The sequence below is a fragment of the Streptomyces muensis genome, from assembly GCF_021474425.1.
Lineage (GTDB): Bacteria > Actinomycetota > Actinomycetes > Streptomycetales > Streptomycetaceae > Streptomyces > Streptomyces muensis.
In genome coordinates this window covers 1-20,751 of sequence record NZ_JAKEIP010000147.1, presented here as the reverse complement: position 1 = coordinate 20,751, position 20,751 = coordinate 1, and the positions used below count along the sequence as shown (strand labels likewise).

Sequence of the window (20,751 nt, the reverse complement as noted above, 5' to 3'; positions counted from 1 at the left end):
GCCCCTACCCGTCCCATCCTTGGGGGCTCCGCCCCCAGACCCCCGCATCGGCCCTCCGGGCCTCGTCCTCAAACGCCGGACGGGCTGAAATACCTCAAGGGGCGCGGGGAACTGCGCAACCAGCCCCCACGCACCCGCACCCGAAGAACAACCCCCGGGGGGCGAGGAAAGCAAGCGCTTAGAAAATTGCGGTCAGGGTCACACCGCCACCCCCGTGACCTCGCCCGTACGTACGGGTAACTTCCCTCACAGCCCTAGCCCGACCCCCCGGTATGCCAATGGAGCCGTGATGCCCGAAGCAGTGATCGTCTCGACCGCCCGCTCCCCCATCGGCCGCGCCTTCAAGGGCTCCCTGAAAGACCTCCGCCCCGACGACCTCACCGCCACGATCATCCAGGCCGCCCTCGCCAAGGTCCCCGAACTGGACCCCAGGGACATCGACGACCTGATGCTCGGCTGCGGCCTCCCCGGCGGCGAACAGGGCAACAACCTCGGCCGCATCGTCGCCGTACAGATGGGAATGGACCACCTCCCGGGCTGCACCATCACCCGGTACTGCTCCTCCTCCCTCCAGACGAGCCGCATGGCCCTGCACGCCATCAAGGCCGGCGAGGGCGACGTCTTCATCTCGGCCGGCGTGGAGATGGTCTCCAGCTACGCCAAGGGCAACTCCGACAGCATCCCGGACACCCACAACCCGTTCTTCGCCGAGGCCGAGGCCCGCACCGCCGCCGTCGCCGAGCAGGAGGGCACGACCTGGCACGACCCGCGCGAGGACGGCCTCGTGCCGGACGCCTACATCGCGATGGGCCAGACGGCAGAGAACCTCGCCCGCCTCAAGGGCATCACCCGCCAGGACATGGACGAGTTCGGCGTCCGTTCCCAGAACCTCGCCGAGGAAGCCATCAAGAACGGCTTCTGGGAGCGCGAGATCACCCCGGTCACCACCCCCGACGGCACGGTCGTCTCCAAGGACGACGGCCCGCGCGCCGGCGTCACCATGGAGGCCGTCGGCGGCCTCAAGCCCGTCTTCCGCCCCGACGGCCTGGTCACCGCCGGCAACTGCTGCCCCCTGAACGACGGCGCCGCCGCCCTCGTCATCATGTCGGACACCAAGGCCCGCGAACTCGGCCTCACCCCGCTCGCCCGCATCGTGTCCACCGGCGTCTCCGGCCTCTCCCCCGAGATCATGGGCCTCGGCCCGGTCGAGGCGAGCAACCAGGCCCTGCGCCGCGCCGGCCTCACCATCGACGACATCGACCTGGTCGAGATCAACGAGGCGTTCGCCGCCCAGGTGATCCCCTCGTACCGCGAGCTGGGCATCGACATCGACAAGCTGAACGTCAACGGCGGCGCCATCGCCGTCGGCCACCCCTTCGGCATGACCGGCGCCCGCATCACCACCACGCTGATCAACTCCCTCCAGCACCACGACAAGCAGTTCGGTCTGGAGACGATGTGCGTCGGCGGCGGCCAGGGCATGGCGATGGTCATCGAGCGCCTCAGCTGAAGCCGCTCGACAAAAGCCCCTGAGTAGTCAACTCACGACCCAGCGTGAGCCTTCGGCCCAGAACCCGGGAAGCCCCTTGGTTCTGGGCCGTTTTGTGATCCAATCTCCCCCAGGATGTGACCTATCTCCCTCTGCGGAGGGATTTACGCAGCTCAGAGCCGTCGCACCACCAAACACCAGGCCCAAAATCCTGTCCGTTTCGTGACGTTACGCACTGACAGCTTGATAGTCCGCCCTTCAAGCTGATGTAGGAAGTCGGGGGTCGACTTTGAACCGGGAGTACGTCAGTGAGCGCCATGCCGATCGCCTTGCTGCTCACCACGGCCGCCACCGGCGCCGTGGGCGTCGCCGTCCTGCGCACCCTCATGGTGCTGCGCCGACAGGTCGCGGCCCTGCACACCGAGCTGGCACAGAACAACGCCGCCGCGGCCCGGGGCAAGGTCCCGCAGGCCCGCCTCTCCGCCGAGGCCGATGAGATACGCGCCGCGGTCGCCGAGGCCCTCGCCGAGGAACGAGAGCGGGAGCTGGCCGAGGCGCGCGCCTTCTGGGCCGCCCAGGAGTCCCGCGACGGCTCCGAGGCACCCACCCTGCTGGGCCTGTCCGACAGCGAGCTGTTCCTGCCCCGCCAGGCCGATTTCGCGGGCCTGGAGCATCTGGAGCCGGTGACCGAGCCGACCGCGGACACGGACGACTTCGCGGGAGACTCCCCCGAACTGGCCGCGGCCCGCCGCCGTCACCCCTCTCACCCGGACTTCGTCCCGGTCTCCTCACCCGCCGTGAACGACCATGAGCGTACGGTCTCCACCCTCGAGGAACTGGCCGCCTCCGCCACCGAACTCACCGACGTCCGCCCCGGCCCCCTCGGCACCCTCGACGTCTACGTCTTCGCCGACGGCACCACCCTCTGCATGACCCCGGGCCACCGCGAGACAGCCGAGCGCCTCGCAGGAGCCCTGCGCGCGGGTGAGACCCCGGTACTCCTGGGCGGCTCAGGAGTCTCAGGCGCGTACACCCTCACGTTCGCCTGCGGCGAGGAGAACGTCTACATCCTGGCCGACCGGGTCATAGCGTCCCTTTAGGGGCGCGGGGAACTGCGCGACAAGCCCCCCCCGAACCGTCAGTCGCCAACGAACCCTCAGACCCCCGCCCTCTTCTGCGCCTCCTCGACCAACCCCACAGCCTCAGCGACCTCGGCGTCACTCTCGATCACCACCGCCAAGTCATGCGCGGCCACGGTGATCTGATCCGCCGCGGCAAACATCCCCGCATCCGGCATGACCCGAGCCTCGACCCCGGGCGACTCCACAGCCTGCGCCCACGATGCCAACCGCCTGGCCAGCGCCAGCGCCTCCGCGGCAGCGCCCCGCTGCAATCGAGACTGCGGTGCCGCCCGCAACCGATCGGCGAAGTGATCTACGGCTTGGGTCAGACGCGTCGTATCAACCACGCCGTGAGCGTACGCGACTGTTGCCAACGGGCGAACGCTCAGGCACGGTGACCTGAAGGACCGGCTTACATCCCCTTTGCGTCCGGAGGCGCCGATGTCCCACGTCCTCTCCGAGGAGACCCACCGCAACATGCTCGCCCGCATCCCCCACTGCACCGGTCGTGAAGTCTCCGACTGGCTGCGCACCGTAGAAGAAGGCCCGGCCCTCGTCCGCTTCGAGGAGAAGGTCAGCTGGCTGCGACACGAATACGACCTCGCGTACGGCCACGCGAAGGCGATCGTCCACGAGTACGACCTGAGGAGGGCGGCGCGCAAGTTCCTCTAGAGGCAGACGCGCGCACAGACGACGAAGGGCCCCGGGACGAACCCGGGGCCCTTCGCTCACGTCCGTGCTACGGCCGTCGCGGATCAGTCACTGCTGTTGAGGATCGAGATGAGCCTCAGGAACTCCATGTAGATCCACACCAGCGTCATGGTGAGGCCGAAGGCCGCGAGCCAGGCCTCCTCGCGCGGCGCGCCGTAGGCGAGACCGTCCTCGACCTGCTTGAAGTCCAGGGCGAGGAAGCAGGCGCCGAGCAGGATGCCGACGATGCCGAAGACGATGCCGAGCGGGCCGCTGCGGAAGCCGAGGCCGTCGCCGCCGCCGAAGACGGCGAACAGCAGGTTGACCGCCATCAGCAGGATGAAGCCGAGCGCGGCCGCCATCACGAAGCCGACGAAGCGGCGGTTGACGCGGATCCAGCCGGCCTTGTACGCGACCAGCACGGCGGCGAAGACCGCCATCGTGCCGAGCACCGCCTGCATGGCCGCACCGCTGGCGATGCGGTTGTCGACGACGCTGGAGACGACACCGAGGAAGACACCCTCGAGCGCGGCGTACGACAGGATCAGCGCGGGCGAGGCCTTGCGCTTGAAGGACTGCACGAGCGCCAGCACCATGCCGACCAGACCGGCGACGATCGCGATGCCGTACGACCGGCTGATGTTCGCGTCGTCGACCGGCAGCAGCGCCCAGGCGAGGGCGGCCGTGACGATCAGGGTGCCGAGCGTGGTGCCCGTGCGCAGGATGACGTCGTCCATCGTCATCCGGCCGGTGGTGGCCGGGGCCTGCGGCGGTGCGCCGTACTGAAGGTCCTGCTGGGCGTAAGGGTTCTGCGCGTACGGGTTGCCGGCCTGCGGCTGGGCGTAAGGGTTGCCCTGCGTGCCGACAGCGGCGCCCCCGGCCTGCGGCGCGGTGTTGAAGCCCGCGTAGCCGTTGTCGCGGCTGAACCCCCGTCGCGAGAAGACCGGGTTGCTGCTCCTCATTTCACTCCTCCATGGCCACCGTGCGTGGCCTTGGCTCAAGAGTAATAGGTAGGCAAAGGATTGACCCTAGTGCTTGGGGAGGATCTTTCCCTCGTCGTGCTGGCCAACACGCTACGCGGCCGGGTGATTCCCGGCCACGGAGGGGATCATTCATAACCAAGCTGGGACATGGCCGGAACCGACCGGAGATCACTCCCCTGGCCCGCACCCGTGCGCACGCGTGCGCACCCGCCCGCGCTCACCCGAACGGGAAGCCCGTGTAGCCCTCGGCGAGGTCCGTCTCGGCCGCCCGTGAGGACGCGAGCCGCTCCAGCCGCGCCAGCTGGAGCCGGTCCTCGAAGGGCGTGGCGTCGGGCGCGCGGTGCAGCAGCGTCGTCATGTCGTAGGAGAACCGCTCGGCCTGCCAGACGCGGCGCAGACAGGTCGCGGAGTAGGCGTCGAGGAGCTCCGCCGAGCCCGTTTCCCTTTCGTAGGTCAGGGCCCGCGCGAAAGTGACGACGTCTCCGACGGCCAGATTCAGCCCCTTGGCGCCCGTCGGCGGCACGATGTGTGCCGCGTCACCGGCCAGGAAGAGGCGGCCGTGGCGCATGGGTTCGTGGACGTAGGACCGCATGGGTGTGACCGACTTCTGGGTGATGGGGCCGCGCTCCAGGCGCCAGTCGTCGGCGGTCTCGAAGCGGCGCTCCAGCTCCGCCCAGATCTTGTCGTCGCCCCACGCCTCGGCGTCGGTGCCCTCCGGGACCTGGAGGTAGAGGCGGGAGACGGACGGGGAGCGCATGGACAGCAGGGCGAAGCCGCGGTCGTGGCGGGCGTAGACCAACTCGTCGTGCGAGGGGGCGACGTCGGCGAGGATGCCGAGCCAGCCGAAGGGGTACGTCCGCTCGAAGACGCGGGTGAGTTCGGCGGGGATCGCCCCGCGGGCCACGCCCCAGAAGCCGTCGCAGCCGACGACGTAGTCGCATTCGAGGACGTCCTCGACGCCCTCGCGCCGGAAGCGGACGCGCGGGCTTTCGGTGTCCGCGTCCTCGACGGCCAGTGCCTCCGCCTCGAACAGCAGCGGGCCGCCGTCCTTGAGTTGGAGGGCGATGAGGTCCTTGCAGACCTCGGTCTGGGCGTAGACCATCACGGACCGGCCGCCGGTCAGGGCGGGGAAGTCGACGCGGTGGCGCCTGCGGTCGAAGCGGAGCTCGATGCCGTCGTGCCGCAGGCCCTCACGGTCCATCCGCTCGCCCGCGCCGGCCGCGCGCAGGACGTCCACCGTGCCCTGCTCCAGGATTCCGGCGCGCTGGCGGTGCTCGACGTAGGCGCGGTCGCGGCTCTCCAGGACGACCGAGTCGATGCCGGCGTTGTGGAGCAGACGGGCGAGGAGGAGGCCGGCGGGGCCCGCTCCGATGATGCCGACGGTCGTACGCATCGGTCGCTTCCCTTCGAGGTTCGCGAGTTCGTCTGGTGAAATTTCATTCACCATTGCCTGACGAGTCTCCGTCCGCACCCGCCCGCTGTCAACGGTCGGTGGTGAAGTCTTGAAGGGAAGCTCGAAGAGCCGGAGAGGGGGGAGGGAAGTCGGAAGTGCCCAGAGCCGGACTTGAACCGGCACGCCCGCGAAGGGGCAGCGAGGTTTAAGCTCGCCGTGTCTGCATTCCACCATCTGGGCAGGCCATGGGCTCCGCATCGAGGTTCCGAGCCTATCGGGATACATCCCCCGAACAGCGGACGGGCGGACCGATGTTGTCTTATTTTATTGACGTCTGAGGGTGCATCAGCCCACGGAACGCGCCATCCGCACTTGCCAATAGCCTTACGCCCGGCCGTGGGCGGCGCATGCGGAATGACGGAATTTCACCGTCCAAACAAGGACGGTCCACCTGTTCCAGACGCGAACACCCGTCAGGGATCCTCGTCATCCTCAGGTATGACGCGAGGGGGTCCGGTCCGTCCCGAGTCTGCCTTCGGAACCGGAACAGCGACTGACTACACGGCGCTCTTCGGCCAGGACGATGGACGAGTCCCTTCGAACACACCGTCGTCCCTCAGGAGCGCCTTCTCGTGACCACCGCATCCATCGCCGGCCGGGCCACCACCGTGGCCGCGCGTGCCACGGATCTGTCGAAGATCTACGGACAGGGCGAGACCCAGGTGGTCGCCCTGGACCGGGTCACCGTCGAGTTCCGGCAGGCCGAGTTCACCGCGATCATGGGCCCCTCCGGCTCCGGCAAGTCCACGCTGATGCACTGCGTGGCCGGCCTGGACACCTTCTCCTCCGGTTCCGTGCGCATCGGCGACACCGAGCTGGGCTCCCTGAAGGACAAGCAGCTCACCAAGTTGCGCCGGGACAAGATCGGCTTCATCTTCCAGGCGTTCAACCTGCTGCCCACGCTGACCGCGCTGGAGAACATCACCCTTCCGATGGACATCGCGGGCCGCAAACCCGACAAGCAGTGGGTGGATTCGGTCATCCGGATGGTGGGCCTGGCCGACCGTCTCGGCCACCGCCCCGCCCAGCTCTCCGGCGGCCAGCAGCAGCGTGTCGCCGTGGCCCGCGCGCTGGCCTCCAGGCCCGAGATCATCTTCGGTGACGAGCCGACCGGAAACCTCGACTCGCGCTCCGGCGCCGAGGTCCTCGGCTTCCTGCGCAACTCCGTACGGGAGTTGGGGCAGACGGTGGTCATGGTGACCCACGACCCGGTCGCCGCCGCGTACGCGGACCGCGTGGTCTTCCTCGCCGACGGCCGGATCGTCGACGAGATGTACCAGCCCACCGCGGACAACGTCCTCGACTTCATGAAGCAGTTCGACGCGAAGGGCCGCACCAGCTGATGTTCCGCACCGCCCTGCGCAACGTACTCGCGCACAAGGCCCGGCTGTTGATGACCGTGCTCGCCGTCATGCTCGGCGTCGCGTTCGTCTCCGGCACCCTGGTCTTCGCCGACACCCTCTCCAACGCCTTCCGCAACCAGTCCGCGAAGAGCTACGACGACGTCGCCGTCGCCGTCACCTCGCACGCCGACCCGGACAACCCCGAGGAAGAGCCCGGGCTCTCCCGCAAGACCCTGGAGAAGATCTCCGCGGTGGACGGCGTCGCCGCCGCGTACGGCCGCGTCGACGGCTTCGCCGGGGTCGCCGACCCCGACGGCAAGCTGATCGGCGTCGGCTGGTCCAACAAGGGCGCCAACTTCGCGCCCGGCAAGGACGGCAAGGACCCCGCCTACACGTTCACCGACGGCTCGGGCCCGGTGAAGGACGACCAGATCGCCCTGGACAAGGACTCCGCCGCCAAGGGCGAGTACCAGGTCGGCGACCGGGTGCGGGTCGCGACCAACGGGCCGGTGAAGGAGTTCACCCTCAGCGGTGTGTTCACCACCGAGGACGGTGCCGTGAACGCCGGCGGCAGCCTCGTCCTCTTCGACACCGCGGTCGCCCAGAAGCAGTACCTCAAGCCGGGCTACTTCGCGAGCGCCACCGTCACCGCCGCACCCGGCGCGTCCGACGCCGCGATCCTGGACGCGGTCGAGCGGCTGCTGCCGGACAGCGCCGAGGCACAGACCGGCAAGGCACTCGCGGACGAGCAGGCCGAGCAGATCGAACAGGGCCTGGGCTCGCTCAAGCAGGTCCTGCTGGGCTTCGCGGGCATCGCGCTGTTCGTCGGTGTCTTCCTGATCTCCAACACCTTCACGATGCTGGTCGCCCAGCGCACCAAGGAGATCGCGCTGATGCGCGCCGTCGGCGCGTCCCGCAGGCAGATCACCCGCTCGGTACTGGCCGAGGCCGCGGTGGTGGGCCTGGTCGCCTCGGTGATCGGCTTCGTCCTCGGCATCGGTCTCGCGGTCGGACTGCGGTCCGGGATGGCCGCGTTCGACATGAAGATCCCGGGCGGCCCGCTGATCGTGTCCGCCACGCCGGTGATCGCCGCGATCAGTGTCGGTGTGCTGATCACGATGTTCGCCGCCTGGCTGCCCGGCCGCCGGGCCGCGAAGATCCCGCCGGTGGCGGCCATGAACAGCGTCCACGCGGTGGCCACCACCAAGTCGCTGGTGCTGCGCAACTCGCTCGGCGCGGCCATCACCGCCCTCGGTTCGGCCGCGATCGTGCTGGGCGCCTCGTCCGGCGGCGACGACGGCCGGATGTACATCGCGGCGGGCGCGTTCTTCGCGCTGATCGGGGTGATCATCCTGATCCCGCTGCTGTCCCGGCCCGTGATCGCGCTCGTCCGCCCGCTGCTCGTCGGCCCGTTCGGGGTCGCCGGCAAGCTGGCCGGCCAGAACGCGGTCCGCAACCCGCGCCGTACCGGCGCCACCGCCTCGGCGCTGGCCATCGGCCTGACGCTGGTCACCGGCCTTTCGGTGCTCGGCATCACGGTCGGCACCGCCATCGACAAGATGACCACGGACAACATCAAGGCCGACTACATGGTCTCGATGGCGAACGGCGGCGACCTCGACCAGTCCGCGCTGACGGCGCTGGAGAAGGCCAAGGGCGTCTCGGCGGTCTCCCCGCAGCAGAGCGTCTACTTCGAGCTCGGCGGCGACGACTTCGTGTCCGCCTCGGGGGTCACGCCGGGCGACATCCAGCAGGTCCTGAACGTCGACGTCGTCAGCGGCAGCGTGGACTCGCTCGCCGAGGGGCAGATCGCGGTCGCCGAGAAGACGGCCGAGAACAGGGGCTGGAAGCCGGGCGACAAGCTCCCCGTCACCTTCGGCGACGAGAAGAAGGGCACGCTGACGGTCGGCGCGGTCTTCAAGGACAGCGAGTTCCTCTCCCCCGTCCTCGTCGACACCGAGGTCGTGAAGCCGCACGAGGCTCAGCCGTACATCCAGCAGATCTTCGTGAAGACGGACGGCGGCCAGACCGCGGCGAACGAGCAGGTCCTCATCGACGCGCTGGGCGACAACCCCGCGATCAAGATCATGGACAAGCAGGACATCCGCAACGAGTTCGGCGGCGCCATCAACACGATGCTGAACATCATGTACGGCCTGCTGGCGATGGCCCTGATCATCGCGGTGCTGGGTGTCGTCAACACCCTGGCGATGTCGGTCTTCGAACGGCAGCAGGAGATCGGCATGCTGCGGGCGATCGGTCTCGACCGGCGCCGGGTGAAGCGGATGGTCCGGCTGGAGGCCGTGGTCATCTCGGTGTTCGGCGCGGTGGTCGGCATCGGCCTCGGCTCGTTCCTCGGCTGGGCGATCGGCGAGACCATCAAGGCGCAGATCCCGGGCTACACGCTGGTCCTGCCCTGGGACCGGATCGGCATCTTCCTGGTGCTGGCCGGCCTGGTGGGCGTCCTGGCCGCCCTGTGGCCGGCCCGCAACGCCGCACGCCTGAACATGCTGAACGCGATCAAGGCGGAATAGCCGTACCACGTCCGTACGCGCACCAGGGCCCCGTTCCCGGCAGGGAGCGGGGCCCTTTGCCTGCCTCTCAGCCCCAGGTACGGGAGCGCAGCGGCATCCCGGAGTCCCCGGAGTCGGGGGTCCTGATCGCCAGGACCTGGTTGACGCCGATGCGGTTGCGCTCGAAGGCGAGGGCGCAGGCGGCCATGTAGAGGCGCCAGACGCGGGCGCGGCCCGGGCCGGTGAGCTTGACCGCCCGTGCCCAGTCGGCCTCCAGACGCTCCACCCAGCGGCGCAGGGTCAGCGCGTAGTGCTCCCGGATCGACTCGACGTCACGCACCTCGAACCCGGCCCGCTCCAGCTGGGTGACGGTGACGCCGATGGGCTGGAGCTCGCCGTCGGGGAAGACGTAGGAGTCGATGAACTCGTCGACGCGGTACGAGGATTCGTCGCGCTGCGGCCGCCGCCCGATCTGGTGGTTCAGCAGCCGCCCGCCCGGCTTCAGCAGCCCGAACAGCACATCCGCGTACTCCAGGTACCGCTCGGCACCGACGTGTTCGGCCATGCCGATGGAGGAGACGGCGTCGTACGGGCCGTCCTCGACGTCCCGGTAGTCCTGGACGCGGATCTCCACCTTGTCGGTGAGCCCCTCGTCGGCGACGCGCTTGCGGGCGTACGCCGCCTGCTCCTGGGAGAGGGTGACGCCGACGACGCTCACGCCGTACTCGCGGGCCGCGTGGATGGCCATCGAGCCCCAGCCGCAGCCGACGTCGAGCAGCCGCCGGCCCGGCCGGAGGTCGAGCTTGCGGCAGACGAGGTCGAGTTTGTCGCGCTGGGCGGCTTCGAGGGTGCCGTCCGGGGGCGGGGCCGACCAGTAGGCGCAGGAGTACACCATGGACGGGCCGAGGACGATCTCGTAGAAGTCGTTGCCCACGTCGTAGTGGTGGCTGATGGCGCGTCTGTCGGTGCGCCTGGTGTGCAGATGACCGCGGACCCGGCGCACCTCCTCGGGCGGCGGCGCGGGCGGCAGCGGAAGTCCGCCGAGCCGCAGGAGCCCGCGCACGGCGGCGCGCACCTCGGGGTCCCGCAGCGCCTGAGCCAGGCTTCGGGTGTCCTCCCCGCGCTCCCACACGAGTCCCGCGAGCAGATCGAGGGCGGCGTACAGATCGCCCTCGATGTCGAGGTCCCCGGCCACCCAGGCCCGGGCCAGGCCGAGTTCGCCGGGCTTGAACAGCAGCCGCCGTACGGCACGGCGGTTGCGTACGACGAGAGTCGGCGCGCCCGGCGGCCCCGACCGCGAACCGTCCCAGGCGCGGATGCGCACCGGGAGCGGAACTCCCAGCAACTGTTCGAGAAGGCCCTTCAGCCGCACCGCGGCGTCTGGCATGGCGCACACCTCCGTGACGAGGAATCCCGGAATGTCCAACACCACGTAAACACCTGAGGGGCTCCGGCGCAGTCCCCCACGCGCGTTACGGCCAGGCAAAATACGCGTGGGGACCACATCATCGGGGGCGCGGCGCGGTCGCCGGGAACGCCGAAAGACCCCCTGCACCACGGACGGCAGGGGGTCTTTCGTTCGGTTCAGGCGCCTGACGAAGTCAGGAAGCCTTCACCTCGGTCTTCTTCGGCTCAGCCGCGGGCACGGGCTTGGCGGCCTCGTAGAACTCCTCGCGCGGGTGCTCCATCGCGCCGAGGGAGACGACCTCGCGCTTGAGGAACATGCCGAGGGTCCAGTCGGCGAAGACGCGGACCTTGCGGTTCCAGGTCGGCATGGCCAGACCGTGGTAGCCGCGGTGCATGTACCAGGCGAGACGGCCCTTGAGCTTGATCTTCATCTTGCCCATGACGATCATCGCCACGCCCTTGTGGAGGCCGAGACCGGCCACCGCGCCCTTGTTGGCGTGCGAGTAGTCCTTCTGCGGGAAGCCCCGCATACCGGAGATCACGTTGTCGCCGAGGACGCGGGCCTGACGCAGCGCGTGCTGGGCGTTCGGCGGGCACCAGGCGTTGTCGTTGCCCGCCTTGCGGCCGACGAGGTCCGGGACCTGGGCGTTGTCGCCGGCGGCCCAGATGTAGTCGGTGCCCTTGACCTGGAGGCTCGGCTCGCAGTCGACGTGACCGCGCGGGCCGAGGGGCAGGCCGAAGCGGGAGAGCGCCGGGTTCGGCTTGACGCCGGCCGTCCACACGATCGTGTTGGAGTCGACCTCGAGGCCGTTCTTCAGCACGACGTGGCCGTCGACGCAGGAGTCCATGGAGGTGGAGAGGTAGACCTCGACACCGCGGGCCTCCAGGTGCTCCTTGCCGTACTGGCCGAGCTTGGGGCCGACCTCGGGGAGGATCTTGTCGGCGGCGTCGACGAGGATGAACCGCATGTCCTCGCGCTTGACGCTGGTGTAGTACTTGGCCGCGTCGCGGGCCATGTCCTCGACCTCACCGATGGTCTCGGCACCGGCGAAGCCGCCGCCGACGAAGACGAAGGTGAGCGCCTTGCGGCGGATCTCCTCGTCGGTCGTGGAGTCGGCCTTGTCCAGCTGCTCCAGGACGTGGTTGCGCAGGCCGATGGCCTCCTCGATGCCCTTCATGCCGATGCCCTGCTCGGCGAGGCCGGGGATCGGGAAGGTGCGGGAGACCGCGCCCATCGCGATGACGAGGTAGTCGAAAGGCAGCTCGTACGCCTCGCCCACGAGGGGGGCGATCGTGGCGACCTTGCGGTCCTGGTCGATGGTGGTGACCCGGCCGGTGAGGACCTCCGCCTTGGGCAGCACGCGTCGCAGCGGGACGACGACGTGGCGCGGGGAGATGCTGCCGGCGGCGGTTTCGGGGAGGAAGGGCTGGTAGGTCATGTACGACCGGGGGTCGACGACCGTGACGGTCGCCTCTCCGTAGCGCATCTTCTTGAGGATGCGCCGAGCTGCGTACAGGCCTACGTACCCACCGCCTACTACGAGGATCCTGGGACGCTCCGTGGTGCTCATGCCATCGAGTATCCACCCGCCTCAGGGGGGTCGCTCGTGCGCCCCTTCACAAGCTCTTGCAGGCCCTGTGCTACACTCCCCGGCCCGCGTGACCCAGGTCATGGTCACGATCGGGAACCCGGAGGCGTTACGCCCCGTTGTCAATGCCGCGTGAGCTGCCTCTCTGGCTCAGCAGACCCTCTGTGAGCGACCCGGAACGCCTCCCCGAGAGGCCGTCCTGAACCTTCCTTACACCGGCCATCTGAACATGTTCAAGGCCCTGTTCACCCCTCGGAAGGGTCAACCGACGGCCGTCCGTGCTTCTCCAGGACCCAATTCCTTGTGAAGAACTTCACGAACTTTCCGGAGCGGGCCTCGCCGGACCGCCTCCCAGGGGCCTGAAAGCCCCCCCTCGGGAGCGCTCATACGCTAGCCGACCTGCTCAGTCTGCGGCTACCGACGAGTAGTAAACGAGACCCGGACCACCCCGCCGATGCGACCCCGATCACCGTTGCCCGCATGGCCGTCACCCGGTCGGCCACGCTCGGCGCGCAAATTGATCAGACAGGCACATAACGTGCAGCCATGATCACCTCACAGAAGGCCCTCCAGCGGGCCACCTCACGAATAGTCCTGGTCGGCGCTGCCCTGAGCATCGCCCTGACAGCGGGAGCGGCGACCGCCGCTGCCGCACCCGCCCAACCCGTCGCCACGAAAGCCACGGCCGCGCAGTCGACTCCGACCTACGGCGGCCATGGCGACGACGGAGGGTGCAGCGGCCTCCTCGTCCTCCTCTGCAACTGACGGACAGGCCCACAGGGGCTGACACACCCGCGGGGCCTCATACGACGGGCCCCGGTACCTCACCCGAGGTACCGGGGCCCGTCGCCGTTCTCCGGAAGCTGCCGCCCGCGTGGCGCGGCGGGTCAGTCGCCGTCCTGGCCCGCTTCGGCTTCCTCCGCCACCTTGAAGGCGATGCCGTCGAGGATGTCGTGCTCGCTGACGACGACCTCCTCGGCGCCGATCCGCTCCATGACGGCGAGCAGGACCAGGGCGCCGGCGGCGATGACGTCGACGCGGCCCGGGTGCATGGAGGGAATGGCCGCGCGCTCGGCGTGGGTGGAGTGCAGCAGCCGGTGGGTGATCTCGCGGACCCGGTCGTGGGTGATCCGGGAGTGGTGGATGCGGGCCGAGTCGTACTCGGGCAGGTCCTGGGCGATGGCCGACACCGTGGTCACCGAACCGGCCAGCCCCACCAGCGTCCTCGCCTCGCGCAGCGGCACCGTCTCCTCGGCGAGGTCGAGGGCGGCCTCGATGTCGGCCCGTATCGCCGCGATCTGCTCCTCGGAGGGCGGGTCGGAGACGACGCCGTCGCGGACCAGGTGACGCTCGGTCATCCGTACGCAGCCGACGTCCACGGAGCGTGCCGCCCGGACGTGCTCCTCGCCGACGACGAACTCGGTCGACCCGCCGCCGATGTCCACGACGAGATAGGGCCGGTGCAGGTCCTCGCGGCCCACCAGCTCCTTGGTGGCGCCGGTGAACGAGAACTCGGCCTCCTGGTCCCCGGTGACGACCTCGGGCTCGACGCCCAGGATGTCCATCACCCCGCGCACGAACTCGTCCCGGTTCTCGGCGTCCCGGGAGGCGGAGGTGGCGACGAAGCGGAGCCGTTCGGCGCCGTGCTCCTTGATGATCGCCGCGTAGTCCCGGCAGGCGGCGAAGGTCCGCTCCAGCGCCTCGGGGGCGAGCCGGCCCGTACGGTCGACGCCCTGGCCGAGCCGCACGATCGTCATACGGCGGTCCAGGTCGACGAGTTCGCCGGTCGCGGGGTCCACGTCGGCGACCAGGAGCCGGATGGAGTTGGTACCGCAGTCGATGGCGGCGACGCGGGTCACTGGTCCTCCCCCTCGGGCTGCTGCGGAAGCGTCACGCACGCGCCCTTGGCCCACCACTGCGGCAGCATCGCGATTGCCTCGTCCCCCAGCGGGTTCACCCCCGGCCCTGCGGCCAACGAGTGCGCGACCAGCACATGCAGGCACTTCACCCGGTCCGGCATGCCCCCCGCGCTCGGAAACCCGGTCAGCTCCTCGATCTCGTCACGCCGCCGGATGTAGTCCTCGTGCGCGGAGCGATACGCCGCGGCCAGCTCCGGATCGCTCTCCAGCCGCGCCGTCATCTCCTTCATCACGCCGTTCGCCTCCAGCGTGCCGATCGCCGACGACGCCTTCGGGCACGTCAGGTAGTACAGCGTCGGGAAGGGCGTGCCGTCGGGCAGCCGGGGCGCCGTCTCGACGACATCGGGCTGCCCGCACGGGCACCGGTGCGCGATGGCGCGCAGTCCGCGCGGGGGACGCCCGAGCTGCTGCTTGAAGGCCTCGACGTCCGCGTCGGTGGGCTCGGTGCGCGGGGTGGGCGGCGGGGGCGTTTGCATGCCTGTCTTTCCATGGGTCTCGCTGGGCTCAGTGGTCGGCGGCCGCGTCGGCCTTGTCGACCCCGTCCCAGATGTTCGTGTACCAGGGCCGGTCGGCGGCGCGCCGGTCGGTCCGCGCCTGCTTGGCCGCGTCCGGGTCGACCACGATGTAACCGGTCTCGCCGGGCAGCACGTAGTGCAGCCGCAGCCGGATCTGCTGCTCGGCGTACGCGTCGTCCTGCCAGCGTGCCTTGAGGTCGCGCAGCTGCTCGACGCGCTGGGCGGCCTCTTCCTTCTGCCGCTGCATGTCGGCGATCTCGGCGCGCTGGGAGACGTACTGCCTTATCGGGTAGGCCAGCGCCACGACCATGGAGCAGACGACCAGCGCGAGCAGCGCGGCGCGCCCGGTGAGCCTGGAGCGCCGGGCCTGCCGCTTGGTCTGGGAGCGGTAGACGCGGGCCGCGGTCTGCTCGCCGAGCAACCGGATCCTGGTCGCGGTGGAGAACCGGTCCCGGTCCTTGACGGCCATGTCCCGCCTCCCGTTTCACACGCGTACGTCCCCGCACACGGTACGGGACCGAGTACGGGGACGTACGTACGACGCTTCCTAAGCGGCTGCGTCTCAGCCCTTGAAGCGCGGGAACGCGCTGCGGCCGGCGTACACCGCGGCGTCGTCGAGGATCTCCTCGATGCGCAGCAGCTGGTTGTACTTGGCGACGCGGTCCGAGCGGGCCGGGGCGCCGGTCTTGATCTGACCGCAGTTCACGGCGACGGCGAGGTCGGCGATGGTGACGTCCTCGGTCTCGCCGGAGCGGTGGGACATCATGCACTTGAAGCCGTTGCGCTGGGCCATCTCGACGGCGTCCAGGGTCTCGGTCAGCGAACCGATCTGGTTGACCTTGACGAGCAGGGCGTTGGCGGCGCCCTCCTCGATGCCGCGGGCGAGGCGCTCGGGGTTGGTGACGAAGAGGTCGTCGCCGACGATCTGGACCTTGTCGCCCAGCTTCTCGGTGATGATCTTCCAGCCGTCCCAGTCGTCCTCGTACAGCGGGTCCTCGATGGAGACCAGCGGGTACGCGGAGACGAGCTCCTCGTAGTACTCGGTCATCTCGGCGGCCGAGCGGGACTTGCCCTCGAACTCGTAGCTGCCGTCCTTGTAGAACTCGGACGCGGCGACGTCGAGCGCGAGCGCGATCTGCTCGCCGGGGACGTAACCGGCCTGCTTGATGGCCTCGACGATGAGGTCGAGGGCGGCGCGGTTGGACTCCAGGTTCGGGGCGAAGCCGCCCTCGTCGCCGAGGCCGGTGGACAGGCCCTTGGTCTTCAGCACCTTCTTGAGGGTGTGGTAGACCTCGGCGCCCCAGCGCAGGGCCTCGGAGAAGGACTCCGCGCCGATCGGGGCGATCATGAACTCCTGGATGTCCACGTTGGAGTCGGCGTGCGAGCCGCCGTTCAGGATGTTCATCATCGGCACCGGCAGCAGGTGCGCGTTGGGGCCGCCCAGGTAGCGGAACAGCGGCAGGTCGCTGGCCTCGGAGGCGGCGTGGGCGACGGCGAGGGAGACGCCGAGGATGGCGTTGGCGCCGAGGGAGGCCTTGTTGTCGGTGGCGTCCAGGTCGAACATGGCCTGGTCGATCAGACGCTGCTCGGTGGCGTCGTAGCCGACGAGCTCCGGGCCGATCTGCTCGATGACGGCGAGGACGGCCTTCTCCACACCCTTGCCGAGGTAGCGGTTCGAGTCGCCGTCGCGGAGCTCGATGGCCTCGAAGGCGCCGGTGGAGGCGCCGGACGGGACGGCGGCACGACCCGTGCTGCCGTCGTCGAGGCCGACCTCGACCTCGACCGTGGGATTGCCTCGGGAGTCCAGGATTTCCCGGGCTACGACGACGTCGATGGACGGCACGAGCATCTCCTTCTTGGGATGTGACGTGGTTACGCAGACCGCGGTGGGTACTGCGAGACGAGCCTAACCGGCTCCGGGCGTTCGGCCGGTGGTCGACCGCCCCGTGGGACAGAACCGAGAGTAAATTGTTTCCGAACGGAACAAAGACGCCGGGGCAAAAGGGCCCGGCGCGGAGGGCCCGCGGCGGTGGGGGACACAAGAAACCCCGCCCCGGTGCGTACGGGGGAAGACGCACCGAGGCGGGGAGTTCGTGGGGACGGGGGTGACCCTCACGAGGCCTTCACCATGAGGTCCACGGATGTGAAGGCGCTGTGGTTCAGCTGGAGCGCCCGTATTACTTCAGGTGCAGCTGCTGACCCGGGTAGATCAGGTCGGCGTCCTCGACGATGTCCTTGTTCAGCTGGAACAGCTTCTCCCAGCCGCCCTTGACCTTCTCGGCCTCGGCGATCGAGCTGAGGGTGTCGCCCTTGACGACCTTGTACTCGCCGTCGCCCTTCTTGACCTTCTTGCCGGTCGGGGTGGTGACGGTCTTGGCCGACTTCTTCTCGGCGGCCGGGCGCTCGGCGGAGCGGGAGGCCGGCTGCTCCTCGGTGGCGCGCGGGGCGGTCCCGGTGCTCGGCGCGGAGCCGTTGTACGCGGCGCTGGACAGGCCGGTGCCGCAGTGCGGCCAGGCACCCTTGCCCTGGCCCGCGAGGACCTTCTCGGCGATCTGGATCTGCTGGGCCTTGCTGGCCTGGTCGGCGGTGGCGGCGTACGCCGTGCCGCCGTACGCGGCCCAGGTGGAGGCGGAGAACTGCAGACCGCCGTAGTAGCCGTTGCCGGTGTTGATCGACCAGTTGCCGCCGGACTCGCACTGGGCGACGGCGTCCCACTCGGAGGCGGTGGCGGCGGAGGCGCTGCCGGCGGCCATCAGCGGGGCGGCGACGGCGGCGGCACCGGTGACGCCGACGACGGCTATGGCGCGAGCGGCCCGGGACGGACGACGGTGCTTGCCCTTGCTGGAAAACAGCATGGAGAGATCCCCTCACCGACGCCTACGAGGTGAGCTGTCGGGTTCGGGCCGGTTGAGTTGCCCGGCCGCGCACGCTCGCCTCTCGGCTGCTGTTGCGCGACTTCACCCCGAGCCGGCTCCGGCCGTGCGGCCCCGAAGGGCCTCAACTGCCGGACCCGGCGCAAACCTTGGGTCCCCCGCTCCTGCCTACGGCGCTTGACGCGACGACTGTTCCCGGACGGCCGCCGGCAGGATTCGGCGTGACGGCTGTCGGGGCTCGCACTGGTGGCGAGCGGTCCTGACCGTAGACATGCGATTCCGGGAATTACAAAGACGATCAGGGCTTCTGAGATCTATCTCTCACTGCATTTAAAACGGACATTCAGGTGCGAATAGTGACGCGAACTGCCGCTGTTTTTCGCCCCGTTCGGGCGTTATTCGGCGGGGACGTCCAGGGTCTGACCGGCGAAGATGTGGTTCGCGTCAGGGCCGATGGCGTCCTTGTTCGCGGCGTACAGCGCACGCCACCCGCCGTCGAGGTCAAGGGAGTCGGCGATGGAGGCGAGGGTGTCGCCGGCGCGGACGCTGTACGAGGCGTGGCGCCCGGAGGACTTGGCGGTGTCGGCGGCACCGCCACCGGTCTCGCTCTCGTCGGCGCTGGGGCCGCGGTGGCGCCCGGAGCCGGCCGTTTCGGCGTCGATCGACCCGGTGTCGACGAGGCTCCAGGAGCCCACGTCCTGCACCACATCGTCCTGATTGCCACCGGTGATGGACTCCACGGGGGAGCTTTCGGGCGACTGTGAGGCCTTTGCGTCGGAGGACGTTTCGGACTTCACGGAATCCTCGGCCTTAGGGGATGAAGAGGATGAAGAGGGCGAAGGGGAGGAATCCTTGGAGGATCCGGACGAGGAATCCGAGGATTCACTCGGCGCACCTGAGGGGTCGTCGGTCTGGTTCGACGCTCCGGACGAGTCCGATGATCCCGACGACTGGGATGAGTCCGACGAATTAGACGAGTCGGATGAATTGGACGAGTTGAGCGAATCGAGCAGGCCGGATGAGCCGGACACTTCGGAGGGGGAGTCCTCCTCCACTCCGGTGTCGAGGTCGAGGGCCCCGGACTCCTTGGTGAGTCCGTTGACCACCGCGCAGGTGCCCCAGGGGCTGGTGCCCCGGTCCGCGAGGAGGTCCTGGGCCACGGCTATCTGCTGGGAGCGGCTCGCCAGGTCGGGGCTGGCGGCGTAGTCGAGACCGCCGTACTTCTCCCAGTCGTCCTGGGTCAGCTGCAGTCCGCCGTAGCGGCCTGCGCTGTCGTCGGCGGCGCTCCAGGAACCGCCGCTCTCGCATTCGGCCACCTTGTCCCACACGGTGCCGTCTGCGGCGCTCGCGCCCGAGGCGCCGAGCAGCGGGATGGCGATGGCGGACCCGGTCACTCCGGCCGCGACGAGGATGGCCGGGGCCTGACGGGGGCGACGGTGACGACCGTTCCCGGAGAGCATGCGGGGACCTTTCGCGAGACAGCGGTGACCGCGGCGCGTGAAACATGGGCGCCGTCGTTGATGCGTGAACGTAGCGGCAGACGATCACTTGTCACAAGTTAATGCCGCGCAGATCACGTGAAGATCACAGACTTGAGCGCGTGTCATGTTCGCCGAGGGGGACGTACTCACCCAACTGGAGTGAACTCCACCGGAAGCGTACGCAGTCCGCGCATGATCAGTCCGCCGCGCCATCTCAACTCGCCCGGATCCACGGCGAGTCGGAGGTCCGGGAGACGGGTGAGGAGCGTGCCGAGCGCGGTCTGGCCCTCCAGGCGGGCGAGCGGGGCGCCGAGGCAGTAGTGGATGCCGTGGCCGTATCCGAGGTGCTGGTTGTCACGGCGGGAGAGGTCGAGGACGTCCGGGTCGGCGAAGCGCTCCGGGTCCCGGTCGGCGGCGGCCAGGACGACGAGGACGGGGTCGCCGGGTGCGATGTGCTGCCCGCCGAGGGTGAGTGGTTCGGTGGCGAAGCGCCAGGTGGCGAGTTCCACGGGGCCGTCGTAGCGCAGGAGTTCCTCGACGCCGGTTTCGAGGAGGGCGGTCTCCTCGGCGGCCAGGGAGGTTTGCAGGCGGGCGCGTTGCTCGGGGTGGGTGAGCAGGGCGTAGGTGCCGTTGCCGATGAGGTTGACGGTGGTCTCGAAGCCGGCGAACAGCAGGATGAAGGCCATGGCCGCGGCCTCGTTCTCGGTGAGGTGCTCGCCGTGGTCGGAGGCGCGGATGAGGCCGGAGATGAGGTCCTCGCCGGGGGCGGGGGTGTCGGGGAGTGCCTCGCGCTTGCGGTGGATGAGCTCGGCGAGATAGCCCCGCATCTTCTTCACCGACCGGGCGACCCCGCCCCTGGGCCCGCCCTGGTGCCGGATCATCATGCCCGCCCAGTCACGGAAGTCGTCCTGGTCCTCCCGGGGGACGCCGAGCAGGTCGCAGATCGCGTAGATGGGCAGGGGGAAGGCGAACTCATGGATCAGATCGGCGGTTCCCTCGGCGGCGAACCGGTCGATGAGCTGATCGGTGAGCTCCTGCACCCGGGGCGCGAACTCGGCCACCCTGCGCGGCGTGAACGCCTTGGAGACGAGCCTGCGCAGCCTGGTGTGATCCGGCGGGTCGATGTTGAGCAGATGCGTCATCAGCTCCGCCTTGCGCTCCCCCGGGATACCGGTCTTGCCCTTGGCGTGCGCGGGCTCGTCGTGATGCGCCGGGTTCTTGGACAGCCGGTTGTCGGCGAGTGTCTGCTTGGCATCGACGTAACGCGTGACCAGCCACGCCTCCACACCACTGGGAAGCCGGGTCCGGTGAACCGGCGCATGCTCACGCAGCCAGGCGTAGGCGGGGTAGGGGTCGGTGGCGAACTCCCAGGTGA

The 20,751-nt window shown here is 69.3% G+C and carries 18 protein-coding genes, 1 tRNA gene and 1 riboswitch; of the genes, 6 read left to right on the top strand and 13 right to left on the bottom strand.

The features are described 5' to 3' along the window. Positions 1-289: 289 nt before the first annotated feature. On the top strand, positions 290-1,510 hold the full coding sequence (locus L0P92_RS28345) for an acetyl-CoA C-acetyltransferase (RefSeq protein ID WP_234765892.1): 1,221 nt from the start codon (positions 290-292) through the stop codon (positions 1,508-1,510). 296 nt (positions 1,511-1,806) lie between these two features. Then, positions 1,807-2,589 (top strand): hypothetical protein, encoded by a 783-nt coding sequence (locus L0P92_RS28340; RefSeq protein ID WP_234765893.1) that lies wholly within the window; start codon positions 1,807-1,809, stop codon positions 2,587-2,589. A gap of 56 nt (positions 2,590-2,645) precedes the next feature. Here L0P92_RS28340 and L0P92_RS28335 read toward each other — a convergent pair whose 3' ends face one another. Continuing rightward, positions 2,646-2,957, bottom strand: coding sequence for a hypothetical protein (locus L0P92_RS28335; RefSeq protein ID WP_234765891.1), 312 nt, complete (start codon positions 2,955-2,957; stop codon positions 2,646-2,648). 94 nt (positions 2,958-3,051) lie between these two features. Here L0P92_RS28335 and L0P92_RS28330 point away from each other — a divergent pair, with 94 nt between their 5' ends. Further along, a complete protein-coding gene (locus L0P92_RS28330; protein WP_030049879.1) occupies positions 3,052-3,282 on the top strand; it encodes a DUF4287 domain-containing protein in 231 nt (76 codons plus the stop codon). Between the two features lie 83 nt (positions 3,283-3,365). Here L0P92_RS28330 and L0P92_RS28325 read toward each other — a convergent pair whose 3' ends face one another. The 3 genes from L0P92_RS28325 to L0P92_RS28315 all read right to left on the bottom strand — a co-directional run bounded on the left by L0P92_RS28325 (position 3,366) and on the right by L0P92_RS28315 (position 5,916). Further along, complete coding sequence (locus tag L0P92_RS28325) at positions 3,366-4,262, bottom strand: Bax inhibitor-1/YccA family protein (RefSeq protein ID WP_234765890.1); 897 nt, start codon at positions 4,260-4,262, stop codon at positions 3,366-3,368. A gap of 238 nt (positions 4,263-4,500) precedes the next feature. Then, positions 4,501-5,676 carry a 4-hydroxybenzoate 3-monooxygenase gene (locus L0P92_RS28320; RefSeq protein ID WP_234765889.1) on the bottom strand — a complete coding sequence of 392 codons (1,176 nt, stop codon included), beginning with the start codon at positions 5,674-5,676 and terminating at the stop codon, positions 4,501-4,503. 156 nt (positions 5,677-5,832) lie between these two features. After that, a tRNA-Leu gene (locus tag L0P92_RS28315) sits at positions 5,833-5,916 on the bottom strand. Between the two features lie 392 nt (positions 5,917-6,308). Between L0P92_RS28315 and L0P92_RS28310 the strand changes: the two genes are divergently transcribed. Both L0P92_RS28310 and L0P92_RS28305 read left to right on the top strand, forming a co-directional pair. Continuing rightward, entirely contained in the window at positions 6,309-7,079 is a 771-nt protein-coding gene (locus L0P92_RS28310) for an ABC transporter ATP-binding protein (RefSeq protein ID WP_234765888.1), read from the top strand. After that, positions 7,079-9,613, top strand: a complete 2,535-nt coding sequence (locus tag L0P92_RS28305) for an ABC transporter permease (RefSeq protein ID WP_234765887.1) — start codon at positions 7,079-7,081, stop codon at positions 9,611-9,613. The genes L0P92_RS28310 and L0P92_RS28305 overlap by 1 nt, the downstream gene beginning before the upstream one ends. A 67-nt stretch (positions 9,614-9,680) precedes the next feature. Here L0P92_RS28305 and L0P92_RS28300 read toward each other — a convergent pair whose 3' ends face one another. Next, positions 9,681-10,979, bottom strand: coding sequence for a class I SAM-dependent methyltransferase (locus L0P92_RS28300; RefSeq protein WP_234765886.1), 1,299 nt, complete (start codon positions 10,977-10,979; stop codon positions 9,681-9,683). Between the two features lie 214 nt (positions 10,980-11,193). Further along, positions 11,194-12,570 carry an NAD(P)/FAD-dependent oxidoreductase gene (locus L0P92_RS28295; protein WP_234765885.1) on the bottom strand — a complete coding sequence of 459 codons (1,377 nt, stop codon included), beginning with the start codon at positions 12,568-12,570 and terminating at the stop codon, positions 11,194-11,196. Between the two features lie 564 nt (positions 12,571-13,134). Here L0P92_RS28295 and L0P92_RS28290 point away from each other — a divergent pair. Further along, positions 13,135-13,353 (top strand): hypothetical protein, encoded by a 219-nt coding sequence (locus L0P92_RS28290; RefSeq protein ID WP_234765884.1) that lies wholly within the window; start codon positions 13,135-13,137, stop codon positions 13,351-13,353. 122 nt (positions 13,354-13,475) lie between these two features. Here the strand turns inward: L0P92_RS28290 and L0P92_RS28285 are convergent, their stop codons facing one another. The 7 genes from L0P92_RS28285 to L0P92_RS28255 form a co-directional block, all read right to left on the bottom strand. Further along, a complete protein-coding gene (locus tag L0P92_RS28285; RefSeq protein WP_234765883.1) occupies positions 13,476-14,447 on the bottom strand; it encodes a Ppx/GppA phosphatase family protein in 972 nt (323 codons plus the stop codon). After that, positions 14,444-14,983: a DUF501 domain-containing protein gene (locus L0P92_RS28280; RefSeq protein WP_234765882.1), complete on the bottom strand. Its 540-nt coding sequence runs from the start codon at positions 14,981-14,983 to the stop codon at positions 14,444-14,446. The genes L0P92_RS28285 and L0P92_RS28280 overlap by 4 nt, the downstream gene beginning before the upstream one ends. A 28-nt stretch (positions 14,984-15,011) precedes the next feature. After that, on the bottom strand, positions 15,012-15,491 hold the full coding sequence (locus L0P92_RS28275) for an FtsB family cell division protein (protein WP_234765881.1): 480 nt from the start codon (positions 15,489-15,491) through the stop codon (positions 15,012-15,014). Between the two features lie 93 nt (positions 15,492-15,584). Then, positions 15,585-16,871 (bottom strand): phosphopyruvate hydratase, encoded by a 1,287-nt coding sequence (gene eno / locus L0P92_RS28270; RefSeq protein ID WP_234765880.1) that lies wholly within the window; start codon positions 16,869-16,871, stop codon positions 15,585-15,587. Between the two features lie 328 nt (positions 16,872-17,199). Beyond that, positions 17,200-17,877, bottom strand: coding sequence for a LysM peptidoglycan-binding domain-containing protein (locus L0P92_RS28265; RefSeq protein WP_234765879.1), 678 nt, complete (start codon positions 17,875-17,877; stop codon positions 17,200-17,202). A 4-nt stretch (positions 17,878-17,881) separates the two neighbouring features. Next, a riboswitch (cyclic di-AMP (ydaO/yuaA leader) is annotated at positions 17,882-18,081 on the bottom strand. 209 nt (positions 18,082-18,290) lie between these two features. After that, positions 18,291-19,355 carry a LysM peptidoglycan-binding domain-containing protein gene (locus tag L0P92_RS28260; RefSeq protein ID WP_234765878.1) on the bottom strand — a complete coding sequence of 355 codons (1,065 nt, stop codon included), beginning with the start codon at positions 19,353-19,355 and terminating at the stop codon, positions 18,291-18,293. 167 nt (positions 19,356-19,522) lie between these two features. Continuing rightward, positions 19,523-20,751 (bottom strand): cytochrome P450 family protein (locus L0P92_RS28255; protein ID WP_234765877.1); only part of this gene is annotated, 1,229 nt, incomplete at its 5' end.

Coding starts and splice junctions, on each gene's coding strand:
- L0P92_RS28260 (WP_234765878.1), bottom strand. CDS start 19,355: ATGCTCTCCGGGAACGGTCGTCACCGTCGCCCCCGTCAGGCCCCGGCC.
- L0P92_RS28320 (WP_234765889.1), bottom strand. CDS start 5,676: ATGCGTACGACCGTCGGCATCATCGGAGCGGGCCCCGCCGGCCTCCTC.
- L0P92_RS28295 (WP_234765885.1), bottom strand. CDS start 12,570: ATGAGCACCACGGAGCGTCCCAGGATCCTCGTAGTAGGCGGTGGGTAC.
- L0P92_RS28330 (WP_030049879.1), top strand. CDS start 3,052: ATGTCCCACGTCCTCTCCGAGGAGACCCACCGCAACATGCTCGCCCGC.
- L0P92_RS28325 (WP_234765890.1), bottom strand. CDS start 4,262: ATGAGGAGCAGCAACCCGGTCTTCTCGCGACGGGGGTTCAGCCGCGAC.
- L0P92_RS28280 (WP_234765882.1), bottom strand. CDS start 14,983: ATGCAAACGCCCCCGCCGCCCACCCCGCGCACCGAGCCCACCGACGCG.
- L0P92_RS28290 (WP_234765884.1), top strand. CDS start 13,135: ATGATCACCTCACAGAAGGCCCTCCAGCGGGCCACCTCACGAATAGTC.
- L0P92_RS28300 (WP_234765886.1), bottom strand. CDS start 10,979: ATGCCAGACGCCGCGGTGCGGCTGAAGGGCCTTCTCGAACAGTTGCTG.
- L0P92_RS28275 (WP_234765881.1), bottom strand. CDS start 15,491: ATGGCCGTCAAGGACCGGGACCGGTTCTCCACCGCGACCAGGATCCGG.
- L0P92_RS28305 (WP_234765887.1), top strand. CDS start 7,079: ATGTTCCGCACCGCCCTGCGCAACGTACTCGCGCACAAGGCCCGGCTG.
- eno (WP_234765880.1), bottom strand. CDS start 16,871: ATGCTCGTGCCGTCCATCGACGTCGTCGTAGCCCGGGAAATCCTGGAC.
- L0P92_RS28345 (WP_234765892.1), top strand. CDS start 290: ATGCCCGAAGCAGTGATCGTCTCGACCGCCCGCTCCCCCATCGGCCGC.
- L0P92_RS28340 (WP_234765893.1), top strand. CDS start 1,807: ATGCCGATCGCCTTGCTGCTCACCACGGCCGCCACCGGCGCCGTGGGC.
- L0P92_RS28265 (WP_234765879.1), bottom strand. CDS start 17,877: ATGCTGTTTTCCAGCAAGGGCAAGCACCGTCGTCCGTCCCGGGCCGCT.